Origin of the sequence: Polycladomyces abyssicola, from assembly GCF_018326425.1 — a bacterium.
Taxonomy (GTDB): Bacteria; Bacillota; Bacilli; order Thermoactinomycetales; family JIR-001; genus Polycladomyces; species Polycladomyces abyssicola.
Map to the genome: position 1 here is coordinate 3,060,628 of NZ_AP024601.1, position 18,023 is coordinate 3,078,650.

The 18,023-nt window shown below is 53.8% G+C and carries 17 protein-coding genes; all 17 read right to left on the reverse strand.

Annotated elements, in window-relative coordinates; all coding sequences use genetic code 11:
* Positions 1-62 precede the first annotated feature (62 nt).
* On the reverse strand, positions 63-539 hold the full coding sequence (locus KI215_RS15195) for a hypothetical protein (RefSeq protein ID WP_212773520.1): 477 nt from the start codon (positions 537-539) through the stop codon (positions 63-65).
* A 58-nt stretch (positions 540-597) separates the two neighbouring features.
* Complete coding sequence (locus KI215_RS15200; protein WP_212773521.1) at positions 598-1,203, reverse strand: thymidine kinase; 606 nt, start codon at positions 1,201-1,203, stop codon at positions 598-600.
* 210 nt (positions 1,204-1,413) lie between these two features.
* Positions 1,414-1,614 (reverse strand): 50S ribosomal protein L31, encoded by a 201-nt coding sequence (gene rpmE, locus KI215_RS15205; RefSeq protein WP_212773522.1) that lies wholly within the window; start codon positions 1,612-1,614, stop codon positions 1,414-1,416.
* A gap of 202 nt (positions 1,615-1,816) precedes the next feature.
* The gene (locus tag KI215_RS15210) at positions 1,817-2,806 is read right to left on the reverse strand and encodes a M23 family metallopeptidase (protein WP_212773523.1); all 990 of its coding nucleotides are present in this window, start codon (positions 2,804-2,806) and stop codon (positions 1,817-1,819) included.
* A gap of 95 nt (positions 2,807-2,901) precedes the next feature.
* Positions 2,902-4,164, reverse strand: coding sequence for a transcription termination factor Rho (gene rho / locus KI215_RS15215; protein ID WP_212775236.1), 1,263 nt, complete (start codon positions 4,162-4,164; stop codon positions 2,902-2,904).
* 139 nt (positions 4,165-4,303) lie between these two features.
* Positions 4,304-5,269, reverse strand: a complete 966-nt coding sequence (gene glpX / locus KI215_RS15220; RefSeq protein WP_212773524.1) for a class II fructose-bisphosphatase — start codon at positions 5,267-5,269, stop codon at positions 4,304-4,306.
* Between the two features lie 249 nt (positions 5,270-5,518).
* A complete protein-coding gene (locus tag KI215_RS15225; RefSeq protein WP_212773526.1) occupies positions 5,519-6,766 on the reverse strand; it encodes a UDP-N-acetylglucosamine 1-carboxyvinyltransferase in 1,248 nt (415 codons plus the stop codon).
* Positions 6,767-6,912: 146 nt separating this feature from the next.
* On the reverse strand, positions 6,913-7,569 hold the full coding sequence (gene fsa / locus KI215_RS15230) for a fructose-6-phosphate aldolase (RefSeq protein ID WP_212773527.1): 657 nt from the start codon (positions 7,567-7,569) through the stop codon (positions 6,913-6,915).
* Between the two features lie 45 nt (positions 7,570-7,614).
* Complete coding sequence (locus KI215_RS15235; protein WP_212773528.1) at positions 7,615-8,469, reverse strand: class II fructose-1,6-bisphosphate aldolase; 855 nt, start codon at positions 8,467-8,469, stop codon at positions 7,615-7,617.
* Between the two features lie 75 nt (positions 8,470-8,544).
* A complete protein-coding gene (gene kce / locus KI215_RS15240) occupies positions 8,545-9,357 on the reverse strand; it encodes a 3-keto-5-aminohexanoate cleavage enzyme (RefSeq protein WP_212773529.1) in 813 nt (270 codons plus the stop codon).
* 1 nt (position 9,358) lies between these two features.
* Positions 9,359-9,757, reverse strand: coding sequence for a 3-aminobutyryl-CoA ammonia lyase (gene kal / locus KI215_RS15245; RefSeq protein WP_212773530.1), 399 nt, complete (start codon positions 9,755-9,757; stop codon positions 9,359-9,361).
* Between the two features lie 158 nt (positions 9,758-9,915).
* Positions 9,916-10,287 (reverse strand): response regulator, encoded by a 372-nt coding sequence (locus tag KI215_RS15250; protein ID WP_212773531.1) that lies wholly within the window; start codon positions 10,285-10,287, stop codon positions 9,916-9,918.
* A 425-nt stretch (positions 10,288-10,712) separates the two neighbouring features.
* Entirely contained in the window at positions 10,713-11,018 is a 306-nt protein-coding gene (locus tag KI215_RS15255) for a cytochrome C oxidase subunit IV family protein (RefSeq protein WP_212773532.1), read from the reverse strand.
* A gap of 269 nt (positions 11,019-11,287) precedes the next feature.
* Positions 11,288-12,907 carry a CTP synthase gene (locus tag KI215_RS15260; RefSeq protein ID WP_212773533.1) on the reverse strand — a complete coding sequence of 540 codons (1,620 nt, stop codon included), beginning with the start codon at positions 12,905-12,907 and terminating at the stop codon, positions 11,288-11,290.
* Positions 12,908-13,118: 211 nt separating this feature from the next.
* Positions 13,119-13,583: a DNA-directed RNA polymerase subunit delta gene (rpoE, locus tag KI215_RS15265; protein ID WP_212773534.1), complete on the reverse strand. Its 465-nt coding sequence runs from the start codon at positions 13,581-13,583 to the stop codon at positions 13,119-13,121.
* A 531-nt stretch (positions 13,584-14,114) separates the two neighbouring features.
* Complete coding sequence (gene icmF / locus KI215_RS15270; RefSeq protein WP_212773535.1) at positions 14,115-17,375, reverse strand: fused isobutyryl-CoA mutase/GTPase IcmF; 3,261 nt, start codon at positions 17,373-17,375, stop codon at positions 14,115-14,117.
* Positions 17,308-18,018 (reverse strand): TetR/AcrR family transcriptional regulator, encoded by a 711-nt coding sequence (locus tag KI215_RS15275; RefSeq protein ID WP_212773536.1) that lies wholly within the window; start codon positions 18,016-18,018, stop codon positions 17,308-17,310. The genes icmF and KI215_RS15275 overlap by 68 nt, the downstream gene beginning before the upstream one ends.
* Positions 18,019-18,023: the final 5 nt, after the last annotated feature.

Consider the following 18,023-nt stretch of genomic DNA (forward strand, 5'->3'; position numbering starts at 1 on the left):
CGCCTCAGATCCAATCCATACATCCAGAGCTTGTCTGATCTGTTTAGCGGGCATGCGAACATTTACTGCCGAAACGGATTGAGCCACTCCAACCAGCCGCTTCGCCAACGCACGTGGATGTGATAACGAGGCATGGCCACTGTCAAGCGGCGGTAGACCTCTTGTTTGACAGCCGTCTTCTCGGCTGCGGTTAAGCCGGGCTCGGGCACGATGGAGACGTGTGCGTTACCACCCAATACTTCCACCCTGGCATCACGGACTCCCCTCACCTGCTTGGCCATCCGTGCTATGCGATGCATATCGCCCGTTACTGTATGCGTATACCAGTCACCTACTCGCAGATTGGGATTGGCGTTGGTGATGTTCATATAACCGTCGTCCCGGTTGAAGCGATGAGACTCGTTTCGGTCCGTGGCCCGCTCGTAACGAACATGCCCCGCCCCGTTCTTCGCCGTGCCTTCGCGATTGGCGGGCCCACACGAAGTACATACCAAACTGAGTGCGACCAAAGCCCCGATCCACCATCCCATCCGTCGCATTCAAACCCACCTCCTGGAGGTAGTTTGTGCAATGCGACGGAAAATTAGTGGCCTGCTCTCAGGAATGTGTCACCGTGCGTTCTGCTTCCACCACTTCGTGACAATGGCGACAGCGCGCCTCATACTGCTCCTCGGCGCCGACTTGAATGACCGGCTCTTCCGAAGAAGCGGGCTTTCCGTTGACCAAACGCTGGGTCCGCCCCGCCGGCCCGCCGCACTTGACACAGATCGCATGCAATTTGGTCACATACTCAGCCAAGGCCAACAAGGTAGGAGTGGGGCCAAACGGCCGTCCGCGGAAATCTTGGTCCAATCCGGCGCAAATCACACGCACCCCGCGATCGGCCAACTGCTGGCAGACATCCACAATTTCATCATCGAAAAATTGTACTTCATCGATGGCCACCACATTAACCTCATCCGTCACTTGTTCCATAATTGCCTTGGCGCTCCGGACCGGAACCGCCGCAGTATGTACGCCGTTGTGCGAAGTGACCGCCTCCGGGTGATAACGATCATCGATCGCCGGTTTAAACACGGCCACTTTTTGTTTGGCAATGCGTGCTCTTCGCACGCGTCGGATCAATTCCTCACTCTTGCCCGAGAACATGCCCCCACAGATGACTTCGATCCACCCTTCCCGGTGCCGAACATGGTGTTCCATCCAGTCTTCTCCTCCAGGTCTGGTTTGAAGTCGCGAAGACTATTGTATCACAGTCCGCTCGTCACTTTGGGCGTCCGCAACGCAAAAATCCCTGACAACTCCTGCCACCTGATTAACCACCCAATGTATTCCCGATCAGGGTATCTGTTTCCTTCACGCGAAAAAGAAAACAGGCAAGCTGAGACGCTTGCCTGTTTCGAACCGTACGGATCAGTTGAGGTTGTATTTCTTTTTGAAGCGGTCCACACGTCCGCCCGTGTTGACCATTTTTTGTTTCCCCGTGAAGAAAGGATGACATTCCGAGCAAATGTCCACACGGAGGTTTTCCTTGGTCGAACCCGTTTCAAAGGTATTTCCACACGAACAGGTAACAGTCGTCAATTTATATTCGGGATGAATCGCCATTTTCATTTACTCTCACCTCTTTTCCAGCCGGCTGTTCACATGGCGAATCGGCTTCCGCACATAAACACGAGCTATTATAGCACGATCACCCTATGCTTGCAACCGGCAAGAGGTGCCATCCAACGGTTGCGGAATCCCTAATAGCCCACCGAGGAGATATCCTGATTGAACACAATAGAGAAAGAAATATATCGATAATTCCTTTGCTTTATGGAAGAACACTTAATGGATCGATCGGCTTGTCGCCTCGACGCACTTCAAAATGAAGATGAACGCCTGTAGCGTGACCGGTTTGTCCCATATATCCCAAGGGAGAACCGGTTTCCAAAAATTGACCTTTTGCAACCGTAATCCGACTCAGGTGCGCATAATACGTCACCCAACCGTTCCCATGATCGATCGTCACCAGATTGCCGTACCCGTTCGCATAGCCCGCTCGTGTCACGATCCCACCCCACGCCGAGTGGATGACACAACGTTCACGCTGTTCATTCCAAATATCGATGCCGGTGTGCATCCGTCCGTTCCGCCAACCGAAACGGCTGGTGATTTGGCCGACGACAGGCCAACGAAACGAGATGACTCCCTGTGCCGCTATCGAACGTTTGGCCAACTGCACGCCTGATTTCGACTTGACCGGCACTCTCACCGATGTTCGCTCGACAGGAGGTGACGGCACCTTCAATTGGATGGGCATGGCGAGCACCTGACCCACATACACTTCTACCGACAGGTCGACATGGGGATTCAATTTCGCGATCACGTCCGGGGTGGTTTTGAATTGTTCGGCCAACTTCTTTAACGTTTGTCCTTCCTGTACGCGTATCCACTTTTTGGACAGCGGCAGTTTCAGCTTCTGCCCCACATTTAATCGATTGGCGTCCGGAAGTCGATTGAAAAGTGCAACGCGCTCAAACGGTAAGCCGTATTGTTTGCTGATGTTGTAAAGCGTATCCCTGTCTTTCACTTCATATAAAAGCGGCTGCAGTTCCTCTTGGGCGGCAAGATTCCCCTGCGCAATCGTTACAATGGGACTCAAATACTGAAACAGCGCCTGCTGTGCCACATGTTCCTTGGCCCATTGCGGCGTTTTAGGCTGAAGATCCATCGCCGCGTGGGCGGTTTGCGTATCACCCATCATCCATCCGGCTGTTGCGATTGACAAGGAGGAAGCCAACCATGCGGTTTTACCCTGCATCACATCACCTCGCACTTTGTGGATCGGGAAATTCCATCCCAAACCATGTTTATGCGAGGAGATGCGATTCTATAACAGATATGGTTCGTCCAGTCTCAGGAAGCTGTTGTGGAACGACGCGGACGCGGTTCCAGCGTGGCCAAAAACTCTGCATTCGTCTTCGTGCTGGCCAATTTGCGGAGGAACGCCTCTATATATTCCGGCGTGTCCTGTATCGTTTTCCGCAGCATCCACAATTTCTCCAGTTCCGATTTGCTGAGTAACAACTCTTCGCGACGCGTACCGGAACGACGGATATCGATCGCCGGGAAAATACGCCGCTCGGCCAATTTCCGATCCAGATGCAACTCCAGGTTTCCGGTTCCCTTGAACTCTTCATAGATCACATCGTCCATCCGCGATCCGGTATCGATCAATGCCGTCGCCAAAATGGTCAGGCTCCCGCCTTCTTCGATGTTGCGGGCGGCACCGAAGAACCGCTTGGGCCGATGGAAAGCAGCAGGGTCGATCCCGCCGGACAATGTCCGTCCGCTCGGCGGAATCACCAAATTGTATGCCCGAGCCAGACGTGTGATGCTGTCCAACAGAATAACCACGTCTTTTTTGTGCTCCACCAAACGTTGAGCCCGTTCCAAGACCAGTTCAGCCACTTTGATGTGGTTTTCCGGCAATTCATCAAAAGTGGAGCTCACCACTTCCCCTTTGACGGAACGCTGCATGTCCGTCACTTCCTCCGGACGCTCGTCGATCAACAGCACGAACAACTCAATATCCGGATAGTTGGTTGAAATGCTGTTGGCAATCTCTTTTAACAACATGGTTTTACCCGCCTTGGGCTGTGCCACGATCAATCCGCGCTGACCCAATCCGACCGGGGCAATCAAATCCATGATGCGGGTAGAGAGCTTGTCCGGGCTTGTCTCCAAGAGGAGCCTGCGTTGGGGATACAGAGGAGTGAGTGCGGGGAAGTGCAACCGTTCTGCCGCCTGTTCCGGATCCATTCCATTGACGGCTTCCACGTGCAACAGACCGAAATACCGCTCATTTTCCTTTGGCGGCCTCACTTTCCCGGATACAAGATCCCCGGGTCGTAAATCAAACCGACGGATTTGCGAGGCGGAGATATAGATATCTTCGGAAGACGGCAGATAATTGATCGGCCGTAAAAAACCGTATCCCTCAGGAAGAATGTCCAACACGCCTTCCATAAACATCAGTCCGTCCCGCTCCGCCTGTGCTTTGAGAATCGCAAAAATCAGCTCTTTCTTTTTCATTTGGCTGTAATACGGGATCTGATACTCTTTCGCCAGTTTGTACAAGTCCGTCAATCGGCGATTTTCCAGATCGCTGAGCGACATATCCATCGCCATCATTCACCACGCTCTTGATATTTTGATATGCGTCCTCCATCCATCATAACCGGATAGATGGAGGACTATTCTATCTTTCTATTGTGACGTACTCCTCTGACTAAATCCAGAGGGGATCTTCAATCGTTTATTCTACAACAAAGTTCGGCTTTTTCTCCAATCGGTGTTTGGCCTCGATGAACCGGACCGTACCCGTTTTGGCCCGCATGACCAACGAGTGGGTCGTCGCGGTGGTGCCTTTGTAGCGGACGCCGCGCAACAGTTCTCCGTCGGTGACACCCGTGGCGGCAAAAATTGCGTCGTCCCCCTTTACCATATCATCGAGCCGCAATACTTTGTTCGGATCTTCGATGCCCATCTTCTTGCACCGTTCCAATTGCTCCTCATTTTCCGGCAACAACCGTCCCTGAATCTCGCCGCCCAGGCATTTCAGCGCGACTGCCGCCAATACGCCTTCAGGCGCCCCCCCTGAACCGAACAGGATATCCACACCGGTGTCGGGGAATGCCGTATTGATAGCCGCAGCCACATCTCCGTCGGAGATCAGCTTGATCCGTGCCCCCGCACGCCGTACCTCCTCGATCAGCTTGGCATGGCGCGGCCGGTCCAGGATCACGGCCACCAAATCTTCCATGTCTTTGCCCAATGCCTGAGCCACCGCTTTCAGGTTGTCCTCCACCGGCGCGTCGATGTCCACTTTCCCCACTGCCGCCGGACCGACGGCGATTTTTTGCATGTACATGTCCGGGGCATGCAGCAAATCACCGCGATTGGCCACCGCTACGACGGACAACGCGTTCCACAAACCCTTGGCGACGATGTTGGTCCCTTCCAGAGGGTCGACGGCCACATCCACTTCCGGCAAGTAACCGAGACCCAATCGTTCCCCGATATACAACATCGGCGCCTCGTCCATTTCGCCTTCACCGATCACGACCGTGCCACGCATCGGGATCGTGTCGAACACCTTTCGCATCGCAGACGTCGCCGCTTCATCCGCTTCATCCTTTTTCCCAAATCCCATCCAACGTCCACTGGCGATGGCCGCCGCTTCCGTCACGCGCACCAATTCCATCGTCAAACTGCGCTCCATCCTGTCAACCCCCTGATCCATTCTTCATCCCGTGCTGCGGTGAATACGCTTTCCGCAACGGCGGATCACTCCGATACTGATTGATCCGTTCCTATGGGTGCCTTCATCGGTATAAGGTAGCACAATTCATTTTATATGTTACACTATTTTTGCGGAAGTGCGAAGAACAGGATGAAAAATGGACAGAAATTGGAGGCGTCAAGGGGTTTGACAAAGTATGGAGATGACAGCTTTTTACTATCTTGCTTCTTACGACCGCCAAATCTCCGCTCCCAACGATCTTAATTTCTCCTCCAGCCGCTCATATCCTCTATCGATGTATCCCACTCCGGCAATTTCTGTTTCTCCTTCTGCCAACAGTCCAGCAATCACCAACGAAGCGCCTGCCCGCAGGTCGGTGGCAGTAACGGACGTGCCGTACAACGGTGTCGGACCTTCCACGATGGCCGTCGTTCCCGCGACACGGATCAGGGCACCCATCCGTGCCAATTCGGGCACTTGTTTGAAACGGGCAGAATAAATGTTTTCCGTCACCACACTGACCCCTTCGGCTTGAGTCAATAATGTGGTAAGAGGTTGTTGCAGGTCGGTGGGGAAACCGGGATATGGTGCTGTTTTGACGTCAACAGCCCGGTAGCGGCTGCCGCCTTGTACCCAAACGGTTTCATCGTCCTCCCGCACTAGCACGCCCGTCTCCCGCAATTTGGCCGTAAGTGGCTCCAGATGTTTGGGGATCACCTGCTCGACGCTCACTTCGCCTCGCGTGGCAGCAGCGGCGATCAAATATGTACCCGCTTCGATTCGATCAGGGATGATCGCGTGACGGCATCCTCTCAAACGTGACACACCGCGAATGCGGATCACGTCCGTTCCTGCTCCTTTAATCTGTGCTCCCATGGTGTTCAAAAAGGTAGCTATGTCCACGATTTCCGGCTCTTTGGCCGCATTTTCGATCACCGTAAGACCCCTTGCCCGGACAGCGGCCAACATAATATTGATCGTTGCCCCGACACTGACGACGTCCAAAAAGATACGGGCACCCGTCAACTCCGAGGCATGGACATGCAGAATTCCCCCCGACTGTCGCACGGTCGCTCCCAACGCCTTAAATCCCTTGATATGTTGATCAATGGGGCGCGGGCCGAGATCGCATCCGCCAGGCAGACCGATTGAAACTTCTCCGAATCGGCCGAGCAAAGCCCCGATCAGATAGTAGGAAGCCCGCAACTTTTTTACCTTGTTGTCCGGTAACGGTACGGGTGACAACCGACTCGGATCGACGGACAAGCACCTTCCATCCTTCGTCACAATGGCACCGAGATCACGCAATATTTCGGCATATACATCTACATCGCGAATCTCGGGCAAATTCTCGATCTCGCAACCGGACTCCGCAAGTACCGTCGCCGGTATGACGGCCACCGCGCTGTTCTTCGCCCCGCCGATTTGCACGCGGCCGATCAGCGGACGTCCGCCTTTGATTTTCAAGGTTTTCATCAGCATCCGTCCTTTTTAATCCGATCTACGGGGAGACCAGCCTCTCGCTCGTAACACCATGGGAAAAACTCCTCCGTCTTGAAAAAGGCTCCGGCGGTCAGCATCGCTGTACCGCCGGACATCGTTGCATCCAATCGACCAGACGATCAAGCCTTTTGATGTTGCTTCGCTTTTTCCCAATCCGCCAGGAACCGCTCGATTCCCTGATCGGTGAGCGGATGTTTGGCCAACTGCTGCATCACTTTGAACGGCATGGTGGCAATGTGCGCACCGCTTTGGGCAGCTTGCGTGACATGCACAGGATTACGGATACTGGCAGCAATGATTTGGGTTTCGATCCCGTGAAGATCGAAAATCTCAGCGATTTGCCCGATCAGTTGACTACCGTCATGATTGATGTCGTCCAATCGACCGATAAACGGACTGACATATGTCGCTCCCGCCCTGGCAGCCATCAGAGCTTGGTTGGCCGAGAACACCAACGTGACATTGGTCGGAATCCCCTTTTTGGCAAAGTGATGGACTGCCTTCAGTCCTTCCGTCGTCATCGGTACTTTAATATTAATCCGATCGGACAACGCGGCCAACGGCTCTCCTTCCCGGATCATCCCCTCAGCATCCAAACTCAGCACTTCTGCACTGACAGGACCGTCGACGATCTGCAGGATTTCTTTGAGCACTTCGACGAAATCGCGTCCTTCCTTGGCCACCAGACTGGGGTTGGTCGTCACACCGGACACGATCCCCCATGAAGCAGCTTCACGGATTTCGTCCACATTGGCCGAGTCAATGAAAAATTTCACCACACTCATCTCCTTGTGTCATCGAAATGACAACGACCTCACCCATCAGGCTTTGCCCGCGCTGCCGAACAGGCGGATTTTGCTGCGGACGACCTCGACCATCGCGTCGCGAGCCGGTCCGAGGTATTTCCGCGGATCGATCAAGTCCGGTTTGGCGTTCAGGATTTCCCGGATGGTGTTGGTACACGCCACCTGGTTCTCGGTATTGACGTTGATTTTGCCGACACCGAGCGAAATCGCCTTGCGGATCGACTCGTCCGGCACACCGGAACCGCCGTGGAGCACAATCGGTGCCTCGATGTTTTTGCTCACTTTCTCAATGATGTCGAAGCGGATTTTCGGTTCCCCTTTGTACATTCCATGTGCCGTACCCACAGCGATCGCCATCGCATCCACTTTTGTCTCTTCCCAGAAGCGGATGGCGTCGTCAGGGTTGGCCAGTTGCGCATCTTCTTCATCAACGCTCAGATCGTCTTCCACCCCACCGATCGTACCCAGCTCGCCTTCTACGGAAACCCCGACGGCATGGGCCGCTTTCACCACTTCTTTGGTCAGGCGGATGTTCTCTTCCAGCGGATAGTGGGAACCATCGAACATCACGGACGAGAAGCCGGCTTGGATACATTTCATCACCATTTCAAAACTGCTGCCGTGATCCAAGTGCAGCGCAACCGGAACACCCGCTTCCTCCGCGGCCACCCGAGCAAGCGCCACCACGTTTTTCAGACCCATGTATTTGATGGCTCCTTCACTGGCGCCGAAAATAAGCGGAGAACGCTCTTCTTTGGCTGCTTGGATGATGGCTTGCGTAAACTCCAAGTTGTTCATGTTGAATTGCCCAACAGCAAAACCTTCCCGTTTCGCGCGAGGCAAAAATTCTGTCATAGGTACGAGCGGCATAGTGATCCTCCTCTGTCTGTTTCCTTGATATTCCTCTGCCATTATAACATTCCCGACAGAAAAAGGGGATTCCCGTCAACGACGAATCCCCAGTTTTGCCCGCGCCTCATCGGGCGTGGCGATCTCCCGCCCCAACTCTTGAGCGATGCGTACCACACGCGCCACCAACTGGGCGTTCGTCGCCAACTCACCCTTTCGGTAATAAATATTATCTTCCAAACCGACACGAACATGCCCACCCAATACAATCCCCAACACCGACATGGGCAATTGCGCTCTGCCAATACCGGCAACAGTCCATGTCGCCCCTTCCGGCAGTTGGCGGACCATGTGCAGAAGATGTTCAGCCGTAGCCGGAATGCCCCCCGGTACACCCATGACGAAATCAAAATGAAGATGACCCGTGACCAGTCCTTTTTTTACCAACCGCTGTGCATTGGCAATCATTCCCACATCGAAAATCTCGAACTCTGGGCGTACTCCATATTGCTGCATCGTTTCCGCGAATTGCTCCACCATTTCCGGCGGGTTGAAAAACACATCCCGTCCGAAATTGACAGTACCCGTCGTCAAAGTGGCCATTTCCGGCGCCAGCGTGACCGGTTGCAGCCGCTCCTCCGCACTCATCCCCACAGCCCCACCAGTCGACACCTGCACTATGATGTCGCAACGCTTGCGGATTTCCTCAATGGCCTGACGATACAACTCCCTATTCTGACTGGGCCTACCCTCCGCATTACGTACATGGATATGCGCGATCGCGGCTCCCGCGGCATGTGCTTCAGCTGCCGCGATGCCGATTTCTTCTGGTGTGACAGGCAGATGCGGCGTATTTTCGCGGGTTACTTCCGCTCCCACCAGTGCGGCAGTGATCATCAGTTTGTCCATGTCACAGCCCCCCGCGCTGACGATCTTTTGGTACGACGCAAGTACCTGCGGCTCTGGTTACTACCAACGGCTCCGTCAGTATCCGCGCAGCGGAAGGTACTGCTGGATCGATGTTGGCCTCAATCACTTTGTAAGCGGTGAAGGTCATTTTGCGGGATGTGTTACCCACTTTCTCGATCGTTCCCACTGCTTCGATGAAATCTCCGGCATAAACGGGAGCCAAAAACTCGACGGACTCATACGCCACAAACAGACCTTCATCCCCGTCATGACGGATCAACAGTTCGGTCGCCACATCACCAAACAAAGCCAAGATCCGGGCACCGTCTACCAGATTTCCGCTATAATGCGCATCCGCTTGTGACATCCGCACACGTATCGTTGCCGTGATTTTATTCATGTTGTGCCCCCCTCTCAGATCCGGCCAAAAAAAAGGCGCCTTTCATCCCTTCTGCCATTTTAAAGAAGGGGATCCCCGGCTGATTCACCCGTTTTCCCACCACTGAAAGCCCGCAGCCACCAAAGGAGAGTGTCTTGGTGATCCAGCCGTCTGGATTGTCAAGACGCCAACTGTTTAATCACCTCTGAACGAAGCTCTTCGATATCGAACGGCTTGGTAAAGTGAGCAAGCGCTCCCAATTTGGAAGCTTCTGCAACCACATCCAACTCGCCGTAGGCAGTCATCATGATCACTTTGGCTGTGGGATGGATCGGGCGCAGTTGACGCAAGAGTTCGATGCCATCCATACCTGGCATTTTCATGTCCAACAATATAAGGTCCGGACGCTCACTCTGAATGATTTCCAAAGCCGCTTTGCCATCAGCGGCTTGGAAGATGGAAAAGCCGTCGCGCGCAAACACTTCTTTCAACAGCACCCGTATGCCGTATTGATCATCTACCACCAATACCTTTTTATTCGGATTGGACAACTACCGTCCCTCCTTTTCCTTCTCCATGCTCATGGGCCTCCAGCATTCCGTGTCCACCGGAGTCGATCCGTCAGTGTCGGCACCCTTGTGTTGACGTCGACTTGGTTTGCCATGACTCCCTTCCGTTCACCCCCTTATCCCGGGTAAGGCATCGATAATGGATGGAAAATTGGGAATCATTCAAGTCCAAGTCCTTACATGGTTGGACACCCCGGGATTGATCCGGCCAGTCCGACATCTCGGAATCCGCGGGGATGCCCCAAGTTGCACACTAACGATTTCATTGTTATACGTAATATTTCGTGTCCGCATCATTCGAATCCTGCCGACCACATCCAAAAAAAGCGCGAGAAAAAAGTTCTGCCGAAGCAGAACGTCAGAATGCATGAGGGTGTCTTGCGGGGAATCCTTCCTGGGCTCCACACTCAAAGTAATTGCAAGCCAATGACTGAGACGACGGCGATCACAATTCCGAGTGAGATAAAGATGATCGGGATGGCGTGTCCTTTCTGATCCATATGCATAAAGGTGAATAGTTGGAGAACCACTTGGGTGCAAGCGAAAAAGACGATCAAGGGAACAACGATCGCCATCGGAAGCAGTTTCATTCCCACGGCGATAAATGATGCCGCAGTCAGCACCATCATCCAAAAGAATGACCAAACGTGTTTGCGTGCACTCTCTTCTCTGTTGGTGCGCGCCTGACCCTTGAACTGCGCTTGCGGTTTCACTTTACCCCTCTCCCTTCTCCAAGCATACATGTTATGTTTACGCTCACATTTACTCTATTAGTTAAAATCATCAGATTATTCTATCGTCATTATATGGGTTATACTCCGCGATTGGCAATACTTCCTTTCACATTTTGGACAAAAATGAAAAGGGCGCATCTAGCGCCCTGAGACTGCAAAGTGGTTGAGGTTATATCTGATCAATCGGTCCGCTTCGCTTTATAGGAAATCACCCGCAACACAACCCGCCTTCCATCCACTTGATTCCGTTACACTTCCACCTGGGACAGTTTCAGCTTCAATGCGGCATGGACAAAGTCGCGGAACAACGGATGCGGCCGGTTCGGGCGGGAACGGAATTCCGGATGGAACTGGGTGGCCACGAACCACGGATGGTTGGTCAGCTCGATGATTTCCACTAACCGTCCATCCGGGGAGGTGCCGGAGAATCGGAAGCCCACTTTTTCCAGATCTTCGCGGTATTCATTGTTGAACTCGTAACGGTGGCGATGCCGTTCGTAAACGAGACCGTTGCCGTACGCTTTTTGCGCCAGCGAATCGGGCGCCAGTTTGCAGGGATACAACCCGAGCCGCATGGTACCGCCCAGATCTTCGATCTCTTTTTGTTCCGGCAACAGATCGATAATCGGATGGGGTGTTTCGGGATCGATCTCGGAGCTGTTGGCCCCCTCCAGCTGCAACAAGTTGCGCGCCCCTTCCACGCAAGCCATTTGCATGCCCAGACAGATTCCCAAAAACGGAATGTTGTTTTCCCGTGCATAACGGGTGGCGATAATTTTCCCCTCCGTACCGCGATCGCCGAATCCACCAGGCACCAGGATTCCGTCTGCTTCCCCGAGAAGTTCGGCCACGTTTTGGTCGTTGACTTCCTCGGAGTTGACCCACATCACGTCAATGTCGGTATCATTATAGAAGCCGGCGTGACGCAGGGCTTCCACCACGCTCATGTAGGCATCGTGCAGCGCCACGTACTTGCCGACAATCGCAATTTTGGTGACATGGGAGAGGTTTTTCACCTTGTTGACCAGTGCGATCCATTCGGTCATGTCCGCTTCGCCACACTTCAGCCCCAGATGTTTGATGACAATATCATCCAGTCCTTCCGCCTGCAGCATCAGCGGTACCTCATACAGCGTTTCAGCGTCTCTCGCTTCGATGACCGCTTCAGGATCGATGTCGCAAAAGAGAGCGATTTTCCTCTTCAAATCGTCGGACAGCGGATGCTCGGTGCGACAGACGATGACATTGGGCTGAATGCCGATACTGCGCAATTCCTTGACGCTGTGTTGGGTCGGCTTGGTCTTCAGTTCCCCGCTGGCCGACAACATCGGAATCAATGTGCAATGGATGTACATGACGTGTTCCCGACCCACATCGCTTTTGATCTGGCGGATCGCCTCCAAAAACGGCAGGCTCTCAATGTCTCCCACCGTTCCGCCGATCTCCGTGATCACAACGTCCGGGTGGGTCTCCCGAGCCGCACGAAACACCCGATCCTTGATCTCGTTGGTGATGTGAGGAATCACCTGCACCGTTCCCCCGAGATAATCCCCCCGCCGTTCCTTGTTGATTACTGCAGAGTAGATTTTTCCGGTCGTCACGTTGCTGTTTTTGGATAAATTGATATCAATGAACCGTTCATAATGGCCCAGGTCCAGATCTGTTTCCGCCCCATCGTCGGTGACAAATACCTCGCCATGCTGATACGGGCTCATCGTCCCAGGGTCCACGTTGATGTACGGGTCAAATTTTTGAATCGTCACTTTCAGACCGCGGTTTTTGAGCAATCGGCCCAAAGAAGCCGCTGTGATCCCTTTTCCCAGTGACGAAACCACACCGCCGGTGACAAAGATGAATTTGGTCGTCATCGATCTTTCCCTCCATGCACTCAGGATTCCCATTTTCACGGAAAATAGAAAAAGCGCCACCCTGATCAGGGGGCGCTTCTCACATTCGCGACTACACGGTATCGGGTTATATCCGAACAATTAGCCCAGAAAGTAGTTTACCTTTTTGGAGGAAGCTTTGTCAACAGCCAAGATCAGCATGGGCGGCAAAAGGGACCGGCGTTTCCGGTCCTCATATCAGGTCTTCGTCTTCTTCCTCCGCTTCTTCTACCTCTTCCTCATCAAGTTCTTCATATTCCTCGTCGTCGAAAACATCGTCTTCATCCAGATTTTCGTCGTCGAACAGTTCATCCTCTTCCTCTTCAAACAGATCCTCTTCCAGATCTTCGTCAAAGTCGTCTTTCACATTGGCCTGAACGGCGGAATCGGTGGCCTGTTCGGTGGGATACCATTTTTTCAGACCCCACAAGCTTTTGCCAACACAGATAAACCGGCCATCGATATTGATCTCGGTGTATAATTGCGCGATATAGCGCGTCATCTCCTCTTCCGTGAACCCTTTCAACCGGGCCACTTCCTGATAAAGATCACGGTACAGCATCGGTTCGCCCTTTTCGTACAACAACTCGTAAACGAGATCGACCATCGCCGTCTCTCGGATTTCTTCGGGTGTCAAGGAAGCTAGTTTCCCGCTCATCATTGGACACTTCCTTCCGTACGCATTGTCCTTGAGCCGCCAACGTTCTTGGTCCGTACGTCTATTTTAACCAAACAAAAAGGGAAGTCAACCTGAGATCCCTTGAAAATGGAAAAAATCAGGAAGGTGGTTGCAACTTTGTGAAATCTTGATTCCGTCTTGACTGGGGGTTAACATTGTCACGCTATCATGATTTCTGCACACACCCCATATCAGAGGAGGGGGAGCGTGTTGCAGCAGTTGGTATTTCCGCTCATCATTCTCTTGACCGGATTAGCCGCCATGCCGCTTGTCGATGAGTGGAAATCCACTTCCGAGTGACTGATCCGTCATCAGTCGCCATCACCCGGTCCGCTGATTCACTTTTAGCTGAGCAGACGTGTTTTTCCTCATCTCCTCCTGTCGGATGGCGAACGAATGCCTCCCCCTCCGGGAGGCGAATCCGCTGACAAACAGTGATAGAGCCGTTGTTCACCTCCGGTTGACACTGCCGGATGGTGAAAACGGCTCCCTTTTTTTCTTTCCCAGGGTTCACATGTTTCGCCGGTATTGACCTCCCACCTCATACAATGCTGCGGTAATCTGCCCCAGGCTGGCCACCTTCACCGTTTCCATCAACTCGGCGAAGATGTTGCCGTTTTCTCTTGCTACCTGCTTTAGACGGGCGAGAGCGGCAGGGGCCACATCTTTGTGCCGTTCATGGAATTCGCGCAAGCGGCGGATTTGTGATTCCTTTTCTTCCGGTGTGGCGCGGGTCAGTTCCAATTCCGGCTCTTCCGGCGGATTCGGGTTGAGGAACGTGTTGACACCGATGATCGGCAGTTCGCCGGAATGCTTTTTGGTTTCGTAGTAGAGGGACTCCTCCTGGATTTTGCTCCGCTGATACTGCGTCTCCATCGCTCCCAGGACGCCGCCCCGGTCAGAGATCCGCTCAAATTCGGCCAACACGGCCTCTTCCACCAAATCGGTCAGCTCTTCGATGATGAACGATCCTTGCAACGGATTTTCGTTTTTGGCCAATCCCAACTCCTTGGTGATGATGAGCTGGATCGCCATCGCCCGGCGGACCGATTCTTCGGTCGGCGTGGTGATCGCCTCGTCGTAAGCGTTGGTGTGCAGGGAGTTGCATTGATCGTAGATGGCCATGAGCGCCTGCAATGTGGTGCGGATGTCATTGAAATCGATTTCCTGTGCGTGCAGGGAACGGCCCGAAGTTTGAATGTGGTATTTCAACTTTTGGCTGCGTTCGTTTGCTCCGTACAACCGTTTCATCACCACCGCCCAGATACGACGGGCCACCCGGCCGATCACCGAATACTCCGCATCCAGCCCGTTGCTGAAGAAGAATGACAGGTTGGGGGCGAAGTCATCCACATTCATGCCGCGGCTGCGGTAATATTCCACGTAGGTGAACGCGTTTGCCAGCGTAAACGCCAACTGGGTGATCGGATTGGCGCCGGCCTCGGCGATGTGGTATCCGCTGATGCTGACGGAGTAGTAGTTGCGCACGCGGTTTTGGATGAAATACTCCTGGATGTCCCCCATCATCTTCAGCGCGAACTCCGTGGAGAAAATGCAGGTGTTTTGCCCCTGGTCCTCTTTCAGAATGTCCGCCTGCACCGTTCCGCGCACCGATTGCAGCGTCTTTGCCTTGATCGATTCATATTCCTCTGCGGAAGGTTCGCGACCGTGCGCTTCGCGGAATTTTTCCACCTGCTGATCAATAGCCGTATTGAAATACATCGCCAGAATGATCGGAGCCGGCCCGTTGATCGTCATCGAGACGCTGGTATTGGGTGAACACAGGTCGAATCCCTTGTACAGTTCCTTCATGTCGTCCAACGTGCAGATGCTCACCCCGGACTCCCCGATTTTACCGTAAATATCCGGCCGCTCGTCCGGGTCTTCGCCGTACAGGGTGACGCTGTCAAACGCGGTGGACAACCGTTTGGCCGGATCATTTTTCGACAAGTAGTGGAATCGGCGGTTGGTCCGTTGCGGTGTCCCTTCCCCCGCGAATTGCCGTTTGGGGTCCTCGTCCGTCCGTTTCAGCGGGAAAACGCCCGCGGTGTAGGGGAAACGTCCCGGCACGTTCTCAAGCAGACACCAGCGCAGGATTTCCCCCCAATCCTCGTAACGGGGAAGGGCGATCTTCGGAATTTTGCTCCCGGCCAGCGTCTCGTGGTACAACGGCATGCGGACCTCCCGGTCCCGCACTTTGAACACGAATTCATCCTGCCGGTACATTTCCTTGACCTTCGGCCACTCTTCGATCAGTTTTTTGCAATAGGGGTCCAGTTGTTCCTCGATTTTCCGGATTGCCTCATCCAACGGTTTCAGCGGAGCTTCCGACGTCGTTTCCTTCGCCAGCCACTCGCGGGCGCCATGCAGTTGGAACAACCGACGGGCGAGTTCCGTCTGTTCCTCCACCCATTTGCGATAATTTCGCACCGTGTTGGCGATATCCCGCAGATAATGCGTCCTCTCCGGCGGGATGATGTGGCGGACTTCCACTTGTTGTCCCGTCACGTCCATGGAGGATTCCCAGCCGAGATCGAACTTCTCGTTCAGCTTGTCGATGAGAGCCCGGTACAACACATTGGTGCCCGGATCGTTGAACCGACTGGCCATGGTGCCGTAAACCGGGATTTTCTCATCCGGCAAATCAAATTGCCTGTGATTGCGACGCCATTGTTTCTTTACGTCGCGCAACGCGTCTTCCGATCCTTTGCGGTCGAATTTGTTGATGGCGATCAAGTCGGCGTAATCCAGCATCTCGATTTTTTCCAATTGGGACGGTGCGCCAAACTCTGACGTCATCACATACAGAGACAGATCGCTTACTTGCGTAATGTCCGCATCCCCTTGACCGATCCCGCTTGTTTCCACGATCACCAGGTCGTATCCCGCCCGTTTGACGATGGCGATTGCGTCGCGGGTGGCCGCACTGAGCTCAGACCGGTTGCGCCGCGTTGCCAAGCTCCGCATGTACACACGCGGGTGGTGTACCGCGTTCATGCGAATGCGGTCACCGAGTAATGCACCTCCTGTGCGTTGTTTGGACGGGTCGATGGAGAGTACGGCCACTTTTTTTCCCGGGAAATCTTCCAGGAACCGTCGCACCAACTCGTCAGTGAGTGAACTTTTCCCGGCACCTCCGGTTCCGGTGATGCCCACCACCGGAACAAACCCGACCTCGGCAGCGGACTCTGTCAATTCCGCCAGTGTGGACGCCACCGCCTCACGTCCTTCCCGATCCTCCGCCACATGTTCGGCCAAGGTTATCAGGCGGGCAATGGCACGCGGATCGGCTTCCGGCAGTTTTTCCAATTCCCATGTCACCTGCTCCACGGTGGGGAAGTCGCATTCCTTCACCATGTGGTTGATGATGCCTTGCAACCCCATTTTCATCCCGTCGTCAGGGGAGAAGATCTTGGCCACGCCGTACGCTTCCAACTCCCGGATTTCGCTGGGAACGATCACACCTCCGCCGCCGCCGAACACGCGGATGTGTTCCGCTCCCCGTTCTTTGAGCAGATCGATCATATACTTGAAAAACTCCATATGCCCGCCTTGATAAGAGGAAACGGCAATGCCCTGCACATCCTCCTGAATTGCCGCCCTCACGATTTCATCCACCGAACGGTTGTGCCCCAGGTGGATCACTTCCACACCGGATGCCTGCAACAGACGGCGGAACAGGTTGATGGAAGCGTCATGCCCGTCAAACAGACTGGCCGCCGTCACGAACCGCACCGCATGTCTGGGACGGTAAACCTCGGTTGCCGTCATGGCAATCACCTCCTGTCGGTGTTGTCAACCCCCTCAGCAACAACGCTGTCTGCAAGCGGATGTATTCTTCCAAGTTGTAATACTTTCGGAGTGCCCACCGGCGAAACGTCCACATTTGCCCCATCACCATGATCTGCTGGGCCATCAGTTTGACCGAGGAAGGCTCCAGATGAAGAGTCCCGTCGGCGATTCCCTTCTCCAATATCCGTTCAAACAGGGACGTAATCTCTTCTTCTTTTTGCAAGACGTAGCGAAGTGCTTCCTTGGGCAATGATTTGGTTTCCTGATAGATCAACAGCACATAGTCACTCATTTCGTCCATCACGCGAAAGTGATGAGCCACGGCACGCACCAGATTGTCCCTCCCGGTGGCTTCCTCATCCACCGCTTCTTTCAGCCGTTTTTCCAGCTCAGTGTGGATGTCGTCGCACACCAGGTATAATACGTCTTCTTTGGTTTGAATGTATTCGTACATCGTACCGATGCTGAAGCCGCATTCCCGTGCGATTTCGCGTGTGGTCGTCTTGTGGAATCCCTTTCGGACAAACAAATCCACCGCACCGCGAATGATTTGCCGCCGCCGCTCTTCTACCAGCTTGGGGTTCTTGATCTCGGAAGGGATCGGTTTGCGATGCTGCGGCATCCGCA